The sequence below is a fragment of the Haloarcula sp. NS06 genome, from assembly GCF_051122755.1.
Classification (GTDB): Archaea; Halobacteriota; Halobacteria; order Halobacteriales; family Haloarculaceae; genus Haloarcula.
Window position 1 is genome coordinate 270,491 of sequence record NZ_CP184844.1, and the last position, 16,884, is coordinate 287,374.

Consider the following 16,884-nt stretch of genomic DNA (forward strand, 5'->3'; position numbering starts at 1 on the left):
CTTGCTGTATTTCATAGAGTACCACCATCAGGCCGCGGCGGTCAGAGAATACATTATAGACGTACTTCGTGAAAAGGTGGCAACGCAAGAGACCGCTGAGATCTTCAGATTCATACGATAAATTGTGTGGGCGGACGCTGTTCATGATCGTTCGTGGCCTCGTCAACGATTTGCTCCCGAAACACGCCAGTTGGGTTCCCAAAGCGGGGACTCGGGACCGGAGACGCGTTTGGCGAACTTACAGGCAATTAGACCGGACCGATGACACTACATCGTCGTGTTTGACGAGATTGACGATATGGAGGTGGACGCACGCTTCTGTATAAACTGCCTCGTGCACGAGTGAACGGTCACTCTCAAAGATAAGGTCCGGGGTAGTTGGAATCAGCAACGACTACACGTTCCGACAGACGTTATCGCGAAAGTCAAAAATACGCTGATGGAAACCGAAATCCCTTTTATCCCATAGAAGCCGAGGAACTGTGAACGATCCTAAAGCACCGAGAGGAACGTGCTTTCGTAGACGGGGCGTGTGACAGATCAGCCATCGCTCGGCGACTTCGATCTGTTCGACACCTCGTGACGACGCGTGCTCACCACGTTAATCCCTCGTAGGTGATGCCAGTTCGGCGTTCGATGATGTTCCGCTCATCGATAACAACGGGGTCCGCCATCTCATCGAGCTCCGAATCAAGTACACCGAACTTGTCCCAGTCGGTCACTACGACCACCCTGTGGACCCCTCTAATGCCGCAGCAGCACTATCAGCGTACGTCACGTCAGTGAATCGTTTGCGCATCTCGGTCGTTGCGACAAAGATGCCGGCGTTCACCGGCATTGAGCTCGACAAGTTTTTCGCGCGATGGTCGTCTGATGTGAGTATGACGTGAACGCAAAGACCTTCCAGCATATAGACAGTCGCTCTTGGGTAAGCAACTGTTGGTCGCGTCATAGTGCGGTTTGAAGAATAATTTTGAGTGCTTCGTCGCTAGATTTGCGACAGACACGCTGGCGTAACTAAAACGCTCTGAGGTAGGGGTGTGAGCTTGTCTTTGGAGACACCACGGGGGCGAGAGCCACCGTCGCACCAGCGACAAGTGGCTGTCGCAGGTGTTGAGGTATACCTTTCTATCTTTATATTCTCCTCAGTATAAACGACGCACTCCGGATTAAATGAGCGTCCTCATCAAGTGACTCTTAAGCCCGAAAGCCGTCGGTATAGACGGTCACCGACTCCTGTTTACGGTTGCCAGGCCGGAGTCGAATCGTCGATTCATCGGCAGCCTTCGCCGGGGGAACGTACGACTCTCCGGAACCGCGGTCAGTAATGATAAACAGCGGCGGCTTGCCCTCCTGATACGCTATTAACGATTAAACACCTGGCTTCGGTATTCGTCGATAATCTGCCGCTCCTCCGCTGAGGGAATTCCAAAGACGAAATACGCTATTAAGAACCCAAGCAGGGCAAAGAGATAGACTGAGAGAACCAGTTCAAACCCTCCGAGGAACGAATCAAACCCAACGTACGATATGCCAATAATTGGGAAATATACGAAGTATGTTAGCAAATTATCTGTGGTAAGCGGGGTGATTTGATAGTCCTTGTACAACCGAATCGAGACTAACGAGTTTCCGATAGCGTACGACACCGCTGTCGCGACTGCTGCCCCCACTATCCCAATCCGAGGGATGAGCCAGATGTTGAGACCAATATTAATCACGGCGTTCACCAGCGTACTGAATAAGAAGAAATCGGATTGACCAAGCATCTTTAGAGTCCCGCCATTAATCCCGAGACTGACGTGGAAAAAGAACCCGAGCGCCAGTATCACTAGTGATACCGACCCGGAGACATATTGGCTTCCAAATATGATGCGGAGAAAGACTTCGGGTTCGATTACTAGTAGAATCATCCCCGGCAACGTCAGAATGACAGTCCACCGGGCGACTATCGCGTATATTTTGGGTATCTCCTGCATTTTGTCGCTTGCTTGCAAGTCCGATATCACTGGCGGGAAAATCACGTTCATAATCATTGGTGCAATAAATATTAGCCTGCCTAATGAATATGCTGCACCGTAGAAACCTACTTGATCAGAGGTAAGGAACGCGCCGATTAGAATCGTGTCCAACGAACTGTTGATGAACGACATGCTATTAGCGAATAGCAGCGGGAGCGAAAACCTCAGTAGGTTCGTGTATTCAACGTCGGACGCGTTAGGGATCCCGAAGACAATATACACGTAGGCTGCACTGAGGAGGGCCATGAATGCATACCCGCCAACGTATGCCCACGCGATGCCAATCGTTCCGAACCCGAGAACGATTGCGCCACCGATGAACATGACCCGTGAGATCGGAAATGAAATATTCTCGATGAGGCTTTTCGATCTCGCGTCTTTCATGCCTTGGGCAACCGAGGCACCGAGCTGACCGAGAACGGCTAATGGTACGCCGACAGCGACTATATTCAGTAGGGGACCCATTTGAGGGTCATTAAAAATATGCTTGGAGATAATATCGGAAGATAAAAACAAGAGTATTGCAACCGCGACGCTCGCGATCCCAGCTAAACGGACCGACGCGGTAACGACTCCAAGCTGATCGGTTTCAGTGTCGTGTCGAGATAAGTATCGAACCACACCGGTTCGAAGCCCTAGCGACCCGAAGATTGTAACCATACTCAGAAGCGATATCACCAAGATAACCTGCCCATAGCGACTTGGATTGAAGAACCGAGCAATCAGGACCTTCTCGCCGAGCCCAGCAAGCCGCATCACGGCAAGTCCAAAGAAAGAAATCACTGCCCCCGTCAGAATATCGCGCAAGGAATCCCCGATAGATTCAGCCGTGTCGTCGGTTTTATTAGTCATAATGGCTGAAAATCACGGAAGCGGTCACTGTTCACTTCGCATAACTAATTTCACCTCAGGCAGCTTAAAAGCTATCAGTACCAATGGAAAAATAAGGATAAACACGTATTTAATTCTATTGATGGGAGAGAGGAAGCCCTGAATCAAACTCCGTCCTAGCAGGCCCGAAACCACCGCGAATAACACCACTGTCAGTGGTGTCTTCTGTATTCGAACGAACGCGATAAACGTGGTTTGTAAAAGAACGCCCCAAGCGAAGAGGCCAACCAGACCAAGCTTACCGGCGGAAAAATACAGCTTGCCGATAAATGTAGGTGGGAGAAATCCACCGTCCCCAGCAAACACCGTATCATACAACTCCTCGCCGAATGATTGGCTGTGTCCGTACCCGGGTAAGACTGAAACAAGTCGATCCAGAAAGAATTCTATCCCAAAGTATCTGTGCGTTCTCGGGAATGCAGTTAAAATGTAATTCACACTCGTTGCCTCCGACAAGAAAATCCGATTTCGAATCTGTCTCGCGCTCGCAATTAGTATATTTTCGAACGCCCCAGGCCGTGGATTCCGGATGAGCGATATTCCAAGAAAGAATGGAATGACGACCAGTGCACTCCCTAACAGTATACGCGTCATCTCGGAGTAACTCCTGAATCGCAAATAGGATATTAGGCAAATAGTCCAGATTCCAAAGTCAAGTACTGGATACCGCCGAGAGGTCAATATCATGAACGTCAAGGTAGTAATGAGTGCGATGATTCCGGCACACCATATGAGCGAGTCCTGCTGTGCGTACCCATAGACCAGCGTGAGGAGAGTAATAAACGGCAAGAAGAGTGTGATACCGACCAACGACCAAGAGTGAGTGGCAGCCCAAGCCCGGAATGAAATAGTAGACAGCAGTGGTGACCCGGAACGTAGATACACGGCTACAATCCATAATATTAGTACGCAGATTAGCGCCAGAACATATTTGTTCACATTACGATTTGTATACATTACCGGTTCTTTGCTTGCATATTTTCGGGTCTCGTTGAATGGTTCAAACTCCAGCAGGTAATTAGGGGCGACTGTCCCGAGTGCGAACGCGAAAATTGCGCCGCCCAGAATGAGAGGATGGCTTTCTACTGGAACCGCATACCATAATGTGACACCGTAGTGGATGAGAATTGTCCCAACGTATATAAAGACGACAAATAATCCATAAAAGATTCCTGTGGGGGAAACGAAGCCAAAGAATCCACTGGAACTCAAGACAATCAGTCCAGAAAGGATGACAAAGAGTATTCCAAGTACTAATTCCAGGGACAGTAGCATCTATTACTTTGGAAGGGACAATGAGTGTAAACGTTGTTGTTTTTGATGCTATGAATCCGAAGCTACTTGCAAATCCTCAAGTAGTGTGGCTGTAGATAGCGTCATATGACTGAGCGGATCGCATTAATAGGACTTGATGGTGCAACTTGGGATTTTCTCCGCGGCTGGCTTGAAGGCGGGGCCCTCCCGAATCTCAAGCGTGTCTACGACAATGGCTTATGTCCGGATAATGGCGCGAACGTGCAAATGAGCACTTACGCTGGCGAGTTCGGGGCGACACGGATTAGCGAGGAGAAACAGGAGGAGATGGAAGAGTGGCTTGTGGATATGGGCTATATGTGATCTTCTACAGAATGATTGGCTCTTTACATGTCGGGATATTTAACCCGAATACATTGTATCGGGCGAACGGCCAGTACACAACTGATGGGAGTGTATTAAATTTGTACCAGCGTTGGGAGGGTTATTTCAAGCAGATTGATATCTGTTCACCAGTTGTTCCGGGACAGAAAACTGGTTCTATTAATGTAAGCTCGGCATTTGATGTTATTCCCCTCCACCAATGGACGAACCCATGGACTTTCCGAACTCTCGAACTGCCACCTCTATTATATGATATCTGGCAGGCATTCAAAAATCATCATCAGAATTGGGATTTTGTGTTAATTCCGACAACGGATATTTTCGGGCAGGCTGTGTATTCAGTAGCCTCCTCGTTCAATATTCCTGTAGTCATTTACCTCCGTGGAAACATAATCAACGAAATTCTCGCTGGACACGAAGGAATCATAAGAGTAGTCGCACTCCTGTGGACCCAGTACTTGGATCGGGCAGTGAATCGTATTGTTCGGGACAGTGCTGTTATTACAGCCGGTGATAAATTGAAACAGGAATATAAAGAGCTAGCAGGATGTATTGAGTCGATCGTTCCCTCGCTCGTCAATCGTGACGACATCGTTACCCCGGACACACGGACCTATCCAGATGGCGAGGACCCAATCAAAGTGCTCTATCTCGGTCGCCTTGTCAAGTACAAACGCGTACAGGATGTTTTGAAGGCGATGGCCGAACTCCGCCCCCACCCACGTGCGTACGAGTTCGAAGTCGTCGGTGACGGTCCCTACCGGGAGGCACTCGAACGGACGGCCAACAATCTCGGTATTGCGGAGGACGTGAGGTTCACGGGATACGTGAGCCATGATAACGTATATGATTCGTATGACCGTGCCGACATCTTCGTACTTCCATCGAGCAGTGAAGGTTCCCCCAAGACCATCCCCGAGGCGCTCGCTCGGGGTTGTCCGGCCGTTGCGAGTGCGGTCGGGAATATCCCATCACTGCTCGCCGGCGAAACCGGCATCACCTACGACGTGGGAGACGTCGACGCACTGGTCGATGCACTGGACCGGTTGGGAACTGACGAGGAGTATTGGAGGACATTGGTCAGACGTGGTGTGGCACGGGCTAGTCAGTTCACAGCTGAAACACAGGTAAAGGCAATCGAACACGTGCTGTCGGACACGTACCCCGAACTGTGCGATTCCTGAGAGCCAACGTGGCCGTTGGACTATGGGTGTCGGGGTGCGCTCGTTCTACGTCTTGTCTATCCTTTTCTAATGTTTCCCTGAGAAGGTCAGCGAGTTTCATGGATAGAACTCACTACGACCTCCTCATTTCTCAAACTCGCTCAACTGGACAGTTTCACTACTGACTCATCGGAGGTCGATTTCATACATCAGCGGTCTTGATACGCCGGTTTCACCCACCAACTTATAAAAGACCTATCCACCGTCTCACGCTCTGTAAGAGATGCGAATAGAGCCCTGTACTTCCAAGCTTCAGCTCTGAGTACCCGACGTGCAGAGCTCCGTTGAGAGAATCTCCAGCAGTCGCTGTCTGTTCGCTTCGAAAGTCAACTGTGCCGCAGTTTTTTGTCCCTCCTTCGCGAGACGAGACCGAAGATCAGCGTCCCCCCGCACTGTTTCGATGGTGTCCATGAGTGCATCAACGTTCCTCGGATCAACCAGCATACCGTTTCGACCATGGTTGATTAGCTCGGGGAGCCCACCCACTGCCGTCGTGACGACCGGTAAGCCACGGGCCATCGCCTCCGCGATGACTCGAGGAAGCCCCTCCGTTCGTGAGGGCAACACGAAGATATCCGCGTCATCGTAGTATGCCCACAAGTCGGGGCCCTTCGGAATAAACCCATGGAATGTTACCGCGTCGGTGACACCCAACTGGGCTGCTAACTGCTTGAGCTGGGTGGCACTCGGCCCGGACCCGACAATGTGGAGGTGGACCGTATCGCCTCTCATGTTGAGTCTCCGGAAGACACGCAACAGGTCGTCTATTGCCTTCTCCTCGGAGAGCCGGCCCACGTAGAGCAGGTCTGTAGCATGGTCGGAGACGGTTGGTTCATCAACAAGCAACTCCTCGGAGACCAGCGGTGTGATTACGTGGGCGCTGTCGGCGTCGTAGCCGTAGCCCCCGATAGCGTCCGAGAGGTCGCCAATCGTCAGCAACACGACGTCATCGTTGAATGACATCCGTCCGAAGAGCTGGTCGTACGCCTTGATTGGCGTCTCGATCAGCAGGCTACGCAGTAGTGCTCCGTCGGTTCTGGCCGCGACCGTCTTGCGTTTGTCCCCTCTCATAAGCAGGAAATGGGGTTTCCCGTAGACGTAGTAGGAGATAGGCACGGTAATCGCGCCAAGCGTACTCGGTGCGACCGTTCCAATGATGTCAGCCTGACGAACCGGCTCGGACTGGACGATACGCAGGAGGCGTGGCACCACACGATGGATTGACTGGAGGAGGTCAGTCGGACCATGGTAGAACGGAAGATGGATGATGCGCACATTCGCGGGTAGGTCGAGCGTCGTTTGCCCGCTACCCTCCCCGACGGGCATACAGATGTGGAGTTCCCTGAAAACGCTGCTGGCCTTAAAAAGGAAGTCGATGAGGTTCGTGTAGTCCGAACTGTACTGGTCGGTCGCCGGGTCGTACTTGATCTGCTGATTGACGAACAAGACTGCCCGACACTCCGCGAGTGGCTTCATGAACATCACGTGACCACCTCGATATCTCGGTTCATTTCCACAGGGAACGGAACAGAGACAAGATCGGCGAGCACCGGTGAGCGTCGTCGGCACCGGGGTGGAGCGCGGGCCCGCTGGTGCCTCGTTTCCGGTGGGATTCCTGCGAACCCGTTCGTTGTGGGGTAACGAACTGACATTTCGCTCGGTTCACCCGCCCTTCAGCTCGTCCGACGAGACATCCGTTTCGTGGCCGACACTCACCGGGCTGTCGACGGACGGTTCCGTGCGGAACAGCGTCTCGTAGACGTAAGCACGAATGGCATTCGGTACGAAGCGAATCGGCACTCGGAGTGTGACGTTACGAAGCGCTTGCAACGGCGAAATGAAGCCGAACGCCACGAACTCCCGCTGGAGGCGCAGTTCTTCACGCGCATATCCCCAGCCGGAACGGCGCTCGTACATTTCCCCGCCCGTTCGTGCCTTGACCAATACCTCGGGAATGTTGGCGAACCGAGCGCCGTTGACAAGCATCCGAACCCAGAGGCCGTAGTCTTCCATGCGTTCGACGTCGCGATAGTTCCCGGCGTCGAGGGCCGCAGCCCGTCTAAACATCGCTGTACTCTGGGACACTGGCGAGCGGGTCTTCGCTAGGTCACGGATTTCCTCATGATCCCTTGGGAGCGTACGCACACCAAGCTTCTCGCCAGTCTCGGGGTCGAATTCGAGTAGCTGCGCTCCGACTACGTCAACCTCGGGATTGTCCTGCAGGTAGGTTGCCTGCCGCTCTAGCCGTGTGGGGACACAGAGGTCGTCGGCGTCCATCATCGCCACGACGTCGCCCTGGCAGCGTTCCACCCCGACTTTTCGTGCGAGTGCTCGTCCTTGATTCTCTGCCAGCGAAACGTGCCACACGAACGAATACTCAGACTCGAAGTTATCGATGATTGTTTGATTGGCTTCCGGTACTGGCCCATCACGGACGATGACCAGTTCGTCGGGGACCCGTGTCTGGGAGACGATGCTCTCGATAGCTTCCCGCAGTGCATTCGGCTCATCACCGCCGTACGTGGGTAGGACCACCGAAATATTGACCATCGCAGGTTGCCAATCGATTTTCCAAGCAGGTTTATAAAACCGCAGGTTTATTCCCTCTGAATCCGGCGGTGGTTAGCGGCGAGTATCGGCTGCATTCTAGGCAATCCTCAAATGGGTATCAGTACGTCCACCGCACTTATCAACGACGGTAGTGATGTGTCGGGTGATGACTACTCCACAGACGGTGCTTCTTCGCCACCGGGGGTCGCGGTTCGACCGGGAAGTAATCGGCCGCTGGCTTGCCGCGACGACTGATCTTGTCGGCGAGATTGTCATTGAGTCGGACTGGACACGACAGGTGAACACCCTGAAACACGAGTTGAGTCGGTCCGGCATTATTGGCCTCATCGATGCCATCGCGTATCGGCTGTACTATGATGCTGTTCTCAATAACAAGGAAATGCCAAAGATTGACGCACTTATCTCGGACACCCAAGCGGAATATCCAGACTTTTCCGTGCCGGAGTACAGCGTCGCAGACGCGAATAACAAAGAAACGGCGGATATCCTCCGAAATCTGACTCCAGATCTGATGCTCGCCCGGTGCAAGGTGTTACTCTCTAAATCGGTGTACGCGATTCCCAACTACGGAACGTTTGTCATCCATCCAGGAATCTGCCCAGAGTACCGCAACCAGCACGGCTGCTTCTGGGCGCTTGCCAACGGCGACGACGACAAGGTGGGATTCTCCCTCATCCGCATTAACGATGGTATTGATACCGGGGAGATCTTCGCCCAAGATGGGACCACGTTCAACCCTGTGGATGACGAGCACATCTACATCCAGCTGAAGGTAGTTGCGGACAACCTTCCTTCACTCACGCCAGTGATTACCGCGGTTGCTAATGGAGAGGCAGAGGCGATTTCAACGGACGACCGACAGGGAGCACTCTGGGGGATGCCGAAACTGAGCGCGTGGCTGACTTGGAAGCGGCGTGTCCAACGGTTCGGAATCGGTACGTACAATTCAACACATGATTCGTGATCTCCTCAGCTCGCCCACCAGCGGCCTGGCGCTGTTGTATCACGATATCGTCCCACGAAAGGAGACAGACACCTCCGGCTTCGTCACGGATGGCTCGTGGCGATATAAGCTCGCCCCTGAGATGTTCGACCGCCATCTCTCAGTTATTGCTGACTCAGCGTTCGAACCGGCATTAATCACTGACAAGCCTCCAAACCGTCCTGTGTACCTCACGTTTGATGATGGAGGCCAGACGGCAATGGAAGCGGCCCGTCGATTGGAGGCTTACGGGTACCGAGGCCATTTTTTTATCGTGCTTGATCGGGTCGGAGAGGACGGCTTCCTTGACTGGAACCAGATCCATACCCTAGACCAGCGAGGTCACTGTATCGGTAGTCACACAATGACTCACGCCAATCTGCTCAAGACAAATACACAAAGACGTCAGCAAGAACTAACAGAATCAAAGGCTGCTATCGCGGCAGAGCTCGGACAATGTCAGTCGCTCTCCATTCCACTGGGGGCATATAATGAAGAGGTTTTCAAGGCCGTCTATGAAGCGGGCTACGAGTATATATTCACCTCGGAACCTGTTCGGATTCCACAGGACCACCTGAACCAACGATTGGGGCGCTGGAACATCTGGTACGATACGGACCCTGATGAACTTGCGGCAATCCTCAGGGCGTCGCCACCTATCGTTCTTCAAACTGTGGTCCGCTGGTACGGCGTCAAGTTTGTCAAACAGCTGCTCGGTTATAACCGGTTCATTCGAATCCGAGATATAATCAGTTTCCAATAAATTATATTTTATATAACATCTAAATTAATTTCTATCTGTAAATGGGCACTGTCTATTTCTGGATGGCCTCAGCTGGCATTTTGCCGTCAAGCGCTTGATTCGGTCGTTGACGATTATAGTGGTGCCTGAAGCATCGTAACCACTGTTTCGCGCTGGATTGACTGGTCCTCCAATACGTGTAAAAGCGGTCGATTCGCATGGTCACAGTCAGGAACCACTTTCCATGTGGTTCCAGACTCGATAGTCGAGCCGACCGCTCAATTCCCGGCGATCGAGGGCAGTCAGATAGCCGCTAGCATCGACGAGAAACGCTGTCTCGACGACATTGTGTTTCTCGGTGAGTCGGTGCAGAAACGCCGCCGCAGGGTCGGTCCCATGGTGGCTGAATACGTCAACTTCGAGTAGCAACTTTGATTCGGTGTCGACAGCGGTGTAGAGCCACTTTTTCTCCCCGTCAACCTCGATTTGTTTCTCGTCGACCGCGACCCGCGACGGTTGGGCCATCGGCGGGTCACTCTGAGATTCGGCGAGTGTACGAACCCAATTCCGGACAGCACCGTGAGACCGCTTTACTCCCAGTACTTCTAAGATAGCAACCGTCTCCCTGATCCACAACCCCGCCGTATGGAGACGCACCCCAAACCGCCGGACGGGTGTCGAGGTGCGCTCATTCTCCCAAACGTCTTCACTGTCCCCATCTAACTTCTCGCTGAGGAGGTCTGCGAGTTGCATGAACACTTCTCGCTACGGCCACCTCACTTCTCAAATTCGCTCAACTAGACGGTGCCGCCGCAACGGCGGTCCTGCGTCCGGGTACAATGGCGACCAGCGCAGCCGTTTCCGACTGGTCCCCCCGTAGCCACGCGACCCGTCAGCCACCAACTCTGCAACTAGTCACTCGAACAATTCGTTGGCGAGGACGGTCCTGAACTGCTTGGCCCTGTTCGCTGGTCGGGCGGCCCATTCGCCACCCCTGTACTGCCAGCCGTACCGGCGTGTGCCTCGCTGAATGATCTTCTCAGTCTGGTCGACGGAATTTCAATCTAAATATATTGGTTCTAATATACATTGATAATACGCCCATATTAAATATACTAATATGGTGGTTTCGAGTTCTCCCGCAAGGATTAGCACTTAGTGCTAATTGAAGAAGTTACACGATCGTGGTTAATTCACCCAGGGATCTGAAACAGGTTCCCCTAGAAGTAGACGCCATGCATCGGATTTTTGTCTCCGGGAGAGAGCATACCCGTAATGAACCGAGAATGGGAGAGTGGGATAGTCGATGAGACCGTCAGTCGCATGATTACGATGCTGCTGGCCGGTGTCATCGCCCTCATCTCAATATACAGGTACGTCGTGTTCCGGTTTTCGGGTCGGGAGTTCCTCCACGACGCGCAAGTGTGGGCGCAAATTGGGGACGATGTGCTCGCGGGGATGGCTCTCTACGCCCAGGTCCCCGATAATAAGCCACCGCTCTGGGAGGCCGTGGTCATCGTCGCTGCCGCGACGCCTGTCCCTTTCCTGGTGATGCTCGCTGTGGTCGGAGTGGGAGGCGCTGCCCTAGTATGGAACACACACACAGACTCGTCAAGACGGAACTGCGCCCGGAAGCAACGGTCGTCGCCGTTTTCTCGCTTGCCCTTGGTATTGTGTGGATGACGAACGGTTTCATAAACAACAAGATAGTCGCACTGGCCCTGCTGACCGCGGGGCTCGCTTCTGATCGTCCTTCTCGGAGCGGGCTTCTCTACGGACTGGGATGGCTGATAGCCCAGCATCTACTGCTGGCAGCGCCGGCAGTAGCTTGGTGGGAGTGGCGCCGGCACGGCGACCGCGCCATCGTGGTGATCGGGAGCCTTGCACTGGGAACGGCGATTGTGGGGTACGTTATTGTCGGCCTGATTTGGGGGCTTGACGCGTCAGTTGGGCGGTCAGACAGACCCTGTTCGCGACGCCAGCGTACGCTGTGGCGGAATCGCAATTTCAGACCAGCGGCTCACTGCTGAAGGCTCCAGGGCGGTACCTACAGGTGGCGAACGAGCGGATCAGCGTCTATACGTTCCAACTTGTACTCGCGGCGATCGGCGCGGCATATCTGCTATCGGCCCGCCGGGCGTCCCCCGTAGTCGGCTGGTTGGGTGTAGCCCTGACAACCACTCTGGGAAGTGCACTACTGGTACGGGTTTACCGGCACTACTGGCTGCTAATTCTCCCTGGTCTCGCGATTCTGGCCGGGCTCGGTGCTGATTGGTTACTCCCCGAATACGGGGTGGATGAATAATTACTGGCGATGTCATCTGCTATACACGGCACGATCACGAGAATTGCACGCCGGAGGGCAGTGATTGTTGTCGCGCTGGTCGTCTTCGTATTGGTTGGTATCTACAGTGAGTACTGGCTGGCAATCGTCGCGAATAACTGGCCGCTCGGTTACGATTTCAGTCTCTACTACGATGCTTATTACGATGCAGTCAATGGACAGAACCCGTACGAATCACCGGCGATAGGCTAGAGCTTCATCTACCATCCGTTCGCGTTGATACTGGTTGCGGGAGTCGCCCTGATGCCCTCAACGCCAGCTCTTATTCTCTGGAGCGTTGGCAGTGCCGCGGCGTGGGTCACGACGATTGGACTCTCACTGCGTATCGTCGAACCGGATATGGATTCTAGCCGACTTGCGTTGAGTTGCATCCTGGGCCTCAGCTTTGGCCCGTTCCTCGAGACGATACACATCGAACAGATCAGCACATTTTTTATTTTGCGCTGGTAGTGTTTAGTTAGTGTCATTATGCCATCGAGCGAAGCTCCGCAACCAGTTTTCGGCGGTTTCCGGGTCGACGTGACTGAAGCAGTTTGAAAACACCGAGGTTCGACGCTTCAGCTCTCGAAAAATCCGTTCGATAGCGTTCCGATTTCCGTGGCGACACACCCGAAATCGGAGTCCAGCTCGTTGAAGTGCAGTTTGGAAGTGTTGAGCGCCATCGACGAGAAAGACGGCAGTTTCGATATCGTATTTTTGCCGAAGTTCACGTAGGAAAATTTCTGTGAGGGTGGTCGTAGTCGTCGCAAACAGCCGGACGTGAAGCAGTTCGTTCGATTGCGGATCGGCGGCAGCGTACAGCCAGAATCACTGATCGTTGACGCGAATCACTGTTTCGTCGAGCGCAATCTGATTCGAAGATTTACCCGAGCCTGGCTGTAGATCAGCTTTCTGAACCCAATCGTGGACAGCTTTTCGACTGCGTTGGACACCCAGTGAATCGAGTAATTCGACGGTATTCGATAATGAAATTCCCGCAACGTGCGATTGAATACCAACGCCATCGCGGACTCGGGTGTCCGCTCGCGCTCGATAAAATCCAAATCAATCCACTCTCTATGACCGTTGAGGCGGGACGATTTCTGCCATAGACCAGAAAGAAATTCTCCTGCCTCACTTTTCACGCTTAACTAAACGCGACCTTGCCACCAGGCCCAAACCAGAAATGGCTAGGACACCAGCACCAGCAGGCCGATAGTCAGCCAGATACCGAGTCGTGAGCAGAGCCACACGACGCGCCCCTACAGGGTCAGCGATGACTGGCTTGACTGTGACACGACGGTCGCGTTGGTGGTGGTCTTATTGGACATGTTGACCCTCCAAGAGTTCGCGAACAGCGGTGCGGACAGCTTCCGACCGGTTGGTACTCGCCGTTCTCGACGCGCTGTCCGAGCGCGGCCAGCATCCAGGCGGGCATCCGCGTGGTCTCGCGGTCCATGGTCTCGTCTTCTTTGGCCAGCCGGTCGCCGTGGTCGCGGCCTCACTCATCGTGAACACCGCCCACGAGTCCGGACAGCACTTGTTCAGCATTCCGCACCCGGCGGGCGGCCGTCTCGTTGACCGGCGACGGGGCCTTCTCCAGCTGGCCGAGGGCGATCTCCGCGGCCTCCAGCGTGACACACACGTCGTCAACCTCGCGCACGCGATGCAGGCTCTGGTAGGCCATCACGATATGCGGGCACTGGCCCGTTTCTAAGCCCACGAGTAGTCTTCGAGCCGCCGTGACGCGGTCCTCGACCGAGCGGGTGGCCTCCGTGGTACAGTAGACAGCCTGCTCGCTGGCAGACCGGAATCCGCCCATCATGATTGCCCTCCGTCGGTTGCGAGGTCGGAATCGTAGCTGACTGGGTCTTTGCCGTTGCCCTGGCGCTTCGCCCGCGCGTCTCGAACGTCTGGCCCGTCTCGAATGAGGTCCTCGCAGTTGGGACAGCACCGTGGCTCAGTCGTACCGGCGGGCTCAAACACGCGCACGTAATCGTCGGTGACGTGAGCCCCGCAATTCTGGCATTCAGGCATGCTTGACCTCCGTCAGCGTCTGCTGGTTCTCGTCGGGCCGCTCGTCGCACCACTCGTTTTCGTGGCGGTTGAACTGCTCGTCCCACGGGATATTCTCCCCGCAGTGTTTGCACTCGGGCATTAGAGCATCCCGAGCAGGTAGCTCGCAGCGGCGAGTGCAATCAGCGCTCCAGTCCGTACGCAGAGATGTCATACGGTATTCTAATAGAATATAAAAAGGCCGAAGTATAACTGCGTAATTATATTACATATGTGCGACTCCGAGGATGGAAAGATCGTAACTCTCACGAGCAAAGGTCAAATGACGATCCCCAAGGAGTTCCGCGACAAACTCCAGATTGACCCACCAGGTCGAGTCCGGTTTGATGAAAACGAGAACGGAGAGATTGTAGTGCGGCCAGTCAAGCGCCCATCCGAGCTTCGAGGCGCGCTTGCATCGGAGAGCGAGACTCATGAACAAACTGCCACCCGCCAGCTCCGCGAAAGGCGAGCGAAAGACAAGCAGAGGGCCGATGATACGCATAGCTTGTCGAAGCAGGATAAATAGCGGTTGTCTTCGGTGCCGGACTTTTCCTCGCCTTTTGATTTGGTGAGCGGGGAGCGGGCGAGGTGGAACGGTGATGGGTTCTTTTTATTTTGGACTCTCGGTTGGTGAGCGTAGTAGCGTCTCGTCGACTGAACGGCCCTGTTGTGCGTTGAAGCGGTATAATAGCCGTTGTGGCCTGGAATACTGGCGGAGAGAGTGGCGATTGGTGAAAATAGCAGTTACGCTGGCAGCTTGAGGGTGGGTGAAAGAGGTTGAACTGAACGTGAGGTGCAGAACAGAACGTGAGGTTCAGAACTGAACGTGAGGTGGAACGGAGAATATCAAATTAACCCGCTTTATCAATCTTGACAAAGAGCGCCAGAAGCGTGGTCACTAATCAATCTTGAACAAATCAGGTAACCACTCGGTCAGAATAAAGCGGATAGGACCAGATTATTTGCTGACCTATCCAAACATCTGGCGCATCATCGGATGCATCTCCATGAGCTGCTCTTCGGCGATCTCCTCGTACAGCTTGTACGTAATGGAGACCGTCAGCAGCAGCCCGGTACCGGAGACGCCGCCGATGGTACCCAGCATGTTGGCCATCACTGCGAGCAGCCCAACAAGGGCCCCTCCGATAACGGTCACTTGTGGAATATACCGCTCAAGGACCTTCTCGATGACGCCGACGTTCTGTCGGAAGCCGGGGATCTGCATCCCGGAGTTGTGGATCTGCTTAGCCGTCGCCTCTGGACCCATATCGGTGGTTTCGACCCAGAACACGGCGAAGACTGCGCCACCGACCAGCATAACGAACAGGTCGATGCCGACGCGGGTCAGGATCTGCCAGACCGGTTGCGTAGTTCCTTCCAGCCACCACATCCAGTCGCCACGGCTCTGAACTGGGGCAAGGAAGTAGAACAGGCCGCCGGTTGGCTGGCCGTTGGCGTACGTGCCGAGGAACGCCGGCATTGAACCCAGCTGGGCGTCCAGAATCCGGCCCAGGAACTGGATGTTTGCCTGCAGCGCCCGGACGAGGATCATCGGCAGGACGCTCGCGTAGATGAGCTTGACCGGGAACCGGCCACGAGCTCCTTTCACACGGGCGTTCGATAGCGGTATCTCGACCCGGACCGACTCGGCGTAGACGACCACCGAGAAGATGAGGATCGTCGTGAACAGCCCCAGTAGTTCGCCCTGGAGCAGCACGGTCTGGAGGCCATCAGCGGCCAGCACTGGCCCGGTGCCGCGCTGGCCGGTGATGAACAGGTACCAGGTGTAGATGATCCCTTCGCTGTTGCCGATAAACGGCGTTGTCAGGACGCCACCGATGAGGCGTTGACTCACGCCGGCGACGATGAACAGGCCGATACCGGAGCCGACGCCCCATTTGGAGATGACCTCGTCCATGAACAGGATGAGGACACCGCCGACGAACATCTGGCCGAAGATGAGCCACTGGACACCGGTCGTACCGATACCCAGGGAACTTGCGACCGCCGTGTCAGCCGGGAGGAAGCCGCCGGCAAACACCATCGGGAGCCCGGTGAGACAGATCATCACGAGTACCAGCAGCTTCTGGAGCCCCTGATAGAGGATCTGGTCTCGCGGGTCGTCTTGGGTGCTCAGCCCGAGCAGGTCCGCCCCACCGAGGAGCTGTAACACGATGGACGCCGTAACGATCGGACCGATACCCAACTGCAAGATGCTCCCCTGACCGGAGGCCAGAATCGACGAGAAGCGCCCGAACACCTGTTGGCTGGCGTCGATGTCCAGCCCGAACAGCTTCACGTTTGTCAGGAAGAAATACAGCAGGAGTACGCCCCCTGTCCAAGTGAGCTTGCGCTTGAACGGGACGTGTCCTTCCGGCCGCTGGACTGCAGGCATCCGGACAAGCAGTGGTTCGGCGGTGTCCTTCCAGCTCATC

Annotated in this window: 14 protein-coding genes and 6 pseudogenes; 8 read left to right on the plus strand and 12 right to left on the minus strand. The window is 54.4% G+C overall.

Annotation, left to right across the window (positions count from 1 at the left end; translation table 11 throughout):
* Positions 1 to 37: 37 nt before the first annotated feature.
* Positions 38 to 555: pseudogene (locus ACODNH_RS04980) on the plus strand (cell division control protein Cdc6); the annotation flags it as partial.
* A 38-nt stretch (positions 556 to 593) separates the two neighbouring features.
* Here the strand turns inward: ACODNH_RS04980 and ACODNH_RS04985 are convergent.
* The 4 genes and pseudogenes from ACODNH_RS04985 to ACODNH_RS05000 all read right to left on the minus strand — a co-directional run.
* Positions 594 to 814: pseudogene (locus tag ACODNH_RS04985) on the minus strand (UDP binding domain-containing protein); the annotation flags it as partial.
* Between the two features lie 134 nt (positions 815 to 948).
* A pseudogene (locus ACODNH_RS04990) lies at positions 949 to 1,359 on the minus strand (IS1595 family transposase); the annotation flags it as partial.
* Between the two features lie 5 nt (positions 1,360 to 1,364).
* A complete protein-coding gene (locus tag ACODNH_RS04995) occupies positions 1,365 to 2,873 on the minus strand; it encodes a flippase (RefSeq protein WP_434531016.1) in 1,509 nt (502 codons plus the stop codon).
* Between the two features lie 24 nt (positions 2,874 to 2,897).
* On the minus strand, positions 2,898 to 4,187 hold the full coding sequence (locus tag ACODNH_RS05000) for a hypothetical protein (protein WP_306708138.1): 1,290 nt from the start codon (positions 4,185 to 4,187) through the stop codon (positions 2,898 to 2,900).
* A gap of 105 nt (positions 4,188 to 4,292) precedes the next feature.
* Between ACODNH_RS05000 and ACODNH_RS05005 the strand changes: the two genes are divergently transcribed.
* Complete coding sequence (locus ACODNH_RS05005; RefSeq protein WP_306708140.1) at positions 4,293 to 4,529, plus strand: hypothetical protein; 237 nt, start codon at positions 4,293 to 4,295, stop codon at positions 4,527 to 4,529.
* Positions 4,530 to 4,540: 11 nt separating this feature from the next.
* On the plus strand, positions 4,541 to 5,734 hold the full coding sequence (locus ACODNH_RS05010; RefSeq protein ID WP_373567964.1) for a glycosyltransferase family 4 protein: 1,194 nt from the start codon (positions 4,541 to 4,543) through the stop codon (positions 5,732 to 5,734).
* A gap of 291 nt (positions 5,735 to 6,025) precedes the next feature.
* Here ACODNH_RS05010 and ACODNH_RS05015 read toward each other — a convergent pair whose 3' ends face one another.
* Entirely contained in the window at positions 6,026 to 7,255 is a 1,230-nt protein-coding gene (locus ACODNH_RS05015; protein ID WP_434531017.1) for a glycosyltransferase, read from the minus strand.
* A gap of 180 nt (positions 7,256 to 7,435) precedes the next feature.
* Positions 7,436 to 8,308 (minus strand): glycosyltransferase, encoded by an 873-nt coding sequence (locus ACODNH_RS05020; protein WP_306708145.1) that lies wholly within the window; start codon positions 8,306 to 8,308, stop codon positions 7,436 to 7,438.
* 181 nt (positions 8,309 to 8,489) lie between these two features.
* On the opposite strand from ACODNH_RS05020, the gene ACODNH_RS05025 reads away from it, so the two are divergent.
* A complete protein-coding gene (locus ACODNH_RS05025; protein ID WP_306708147.1) occupies positions 8,490 to 9,308 on the plus strand; it encodes a formyltransferase family protein in 819 nt (272 codons plus the stop codon).
* On the plus strand, positions 9,298 to 10,089 hold the full coding sequence (locus tag ACODNH_RS05030) for a polysaccharide deacetylase family protein (protein ID WP_434531018.1): 792 nt from the start codon (positions 9,298 to 9,300) through the stop codon (positions 10,087 to 10,089). Before ACODNH_RS05025 ends, ACODNH_RS05030 begins: the two co-directional genes overlap by 11 nt.
* 52 nt (positions 10,090 to 10,141) lie before the next feature.
* Here ACODNH_RS05030 and ACODNH_RS05035 read toward each other — a convergent pair.
* Positions 10,142 to 10,821, minus strand: a pseudogene (locus ACODNH_RS05035) (IS6 family transposase).
* A 522-nt stretch (positions 10,822 to 11,343) separates the two neighbouring features.
* On the opposite strand from ACODNH_RS05035, the gene ACODNH_RS05040 reads away from it, so the two are divergent.
* Both ACODNH_RS05040 and ACODNH_RS05045 read left to right on the plus strand, forming a co-directional pair.
* Positions 11,344 to 11,751 carry a hypothetical protein gene (locus ACODNH_RS05040; protein ID WP_306708151.1) on the plus strand — a complete coding sequence of 136 codons (408 nt, stop codon included), beginning with the start codon at positions 11,344 to 11,346 and terminating at the stop codon, positions 11,749 to 11,751.
* Between the two features lie 859 nt (positions 11,752 to 12,610).
* Positions 12,611 to 12,862 (plus strand): glycosyltransferase family 87 protein, encoded by a 252-nt coding sequence (locus ACODNH_RS05045; RefSeq protein WP_306710412.1) that lies wholly within the window; start codon positions 12,611 to 12,613, stop codon positions 12,860 to 12,862.
* Between the two features lie 3 nt (positions 12,863 to 12,865).
* On the opposite strand, the pseudogene ACODNH_RS05050 reads toward ACODNH_RS05045, so the two are convergent.
* From ACODNH_RS05050 to ACODNH_RS05065, 4 genes and pseudogenes are all read right to left on the minus strand, one after another.
* Positions 12,866 to 13,536, minus strand: a pseudogene (locus ACODNH_RS05050) (IS6 family transposase).
* Between the two features lie 356 nt (positions 13,537 to 13,892).
* On the minus strand, positions 13,893 to 14,216 hold the full coding sequence (locus ACODNH_RS05055) for a hypothetical protein (protein ID WP_306708155.1): 324 nt from the start codon (positions 14,214 to 14,216) through the stop codon (positions 13,893 to 13,895).
* A gap of 62 nt (positions 14,217 to 14,278) precedes the next feature.
* A pseudogene (locus ACODNH_RS05060) lies at positions 14,279 to 14,428 on the minus strand (DUF7563 family protein); the annotation flags it as partial.
* The gene (locus ACODNH_RS05065; RefSeq protein ID WP_306708157.1) at positions 14,421 to 14,549 is read right to left on the minus strand and encodes a hypothetical protein; all 129 of its coding nucleotides are present in this window, start codon (positions 14,547 to 14,549) and stop codon (positions 14,421 to 14,423) included. The gene ACODNH_RS05065 and the pseudogene ACODNH_RS05060, both read right to left, overlap by 8 nt.
* 180 nt (positions 14,550 to 14,729) lie before the next feature.
* Here ACODNH_RS05065 and ACODNH_RS05070 point away from each other — a divergent pair, with 180 nt between their 5' ends.
* Entirely contained in the window at positions 14,730 to 14,975 is a 246-nt protein-coding gene (locus ACODNH_RS05070; protein WP_434531427.1) for an AbrB/MazE/SpoVT family DNA-binding domain-containing protein, read from the plus strand.
* Positions 14,976 to 15,419: 444 nt separating this feature from the next.
* On the opposite strand, the gene secY is transcribed toward ACODNH_RS05070, so the two are convergent.
* Complete coding sequence (gene secY, locus ACODNH_RS05075; RefSeq protein ID WP_434531019.1) at positions 15,420 to 16,883, minus strand: preprotein translocase subunit SecY; 1,464 nt, start codon at positions 16,881 to 16,883, stop codon at positions 15,420 to 15,422.
* Position 16,884 lies beyond the last annotated feature (1 nt).

Bases quoted from the DNA above. Each gene is read 5' to 3' on its own strand.
- ACODNH_RS04995 (WP_434531016.1), bottom strand. From the start codon at position 2,873: ATGACTAATAAAACCGACGACACGGCTGAATCTATCGGGGATTCCTTG.
- ACODNH_RS05000 (WP_306708138.1), bottom strand. From the start codon at position 4,187: ATGCTACTGTCCCTGGAATTAGTACTTGGAATACTCTTTGTCATCCTT.
- ACODNH_RS05005 (WP_306708140.1), top strand. From the start codon at position 4,293: ATGACTGAGCGGATCGCATTAATAGGACTTGATGGTGCAACTTGGGAT.
- ACODNH_RS05010 (WP_373567964.1), top strand. From the start codon at position 4,541: ATGATTGGCTCTTTACATGTCGGGATATTTAACCCGAATACATTGTAT.
- ACODNH_RS05015 (WP_434531017.1), bottom strand. From the start codon at position 7,255: ATGTTCATGAAGCCACTCGCGGAGTGTCGGGCAGTCTTGTTCGTCAAT.
- ACODNH_RS05025 (WP_306708147.1), top strand. From the start codon at position 8,490: ATGACTACTCCACAGACGGTGCTTCTTCGCCACCGGGGGTCGCGGTTC.
- ACODNH_RS05030 (WP_434531018.1), top strand. From the start codon at position 9,298: ATGATTCGTGATCTCCTCAGCTCGCCCACCAGCGGCCTGGCGCTGTTG.
- ACODNH_RS05040 (WP_306708151.1), top strand. From the start codon at position 11,344: ATGAACCGAGAATGGGAGAGTGGGATAGTCGATGAGACCGTCAGTCGC.
- ACODNH_RS05055 (WP_306708155.1), bottom strand. From the start codon at position 14,216: ATGATGGGCGGATTCCGGTCTGCCAGCGAGCAGGCTGTCTACTGTACC.
- ACODNH_RS05065 (WP_306708157.1), bottom strand. From the start codon at position 14,549: ATGCCCGAGTGCAAACACTGCGGGGAGAATATCCCGTGGGACGAGCAG.
- ACODNH_RS05070 (WP_434531427.1), top strand. From the start codon at position 14,730: ATGACGATCCCCAAGGAGTTCCGCGACAAACTCCAGATTGACCCACCA.
- secY (WP_434531019.1), bottom strand. From the start codon at position 16,883: ATGAGCTGGAAGGACACCGCCGAACCACTGCTTGTCCGGATGCCTGCA.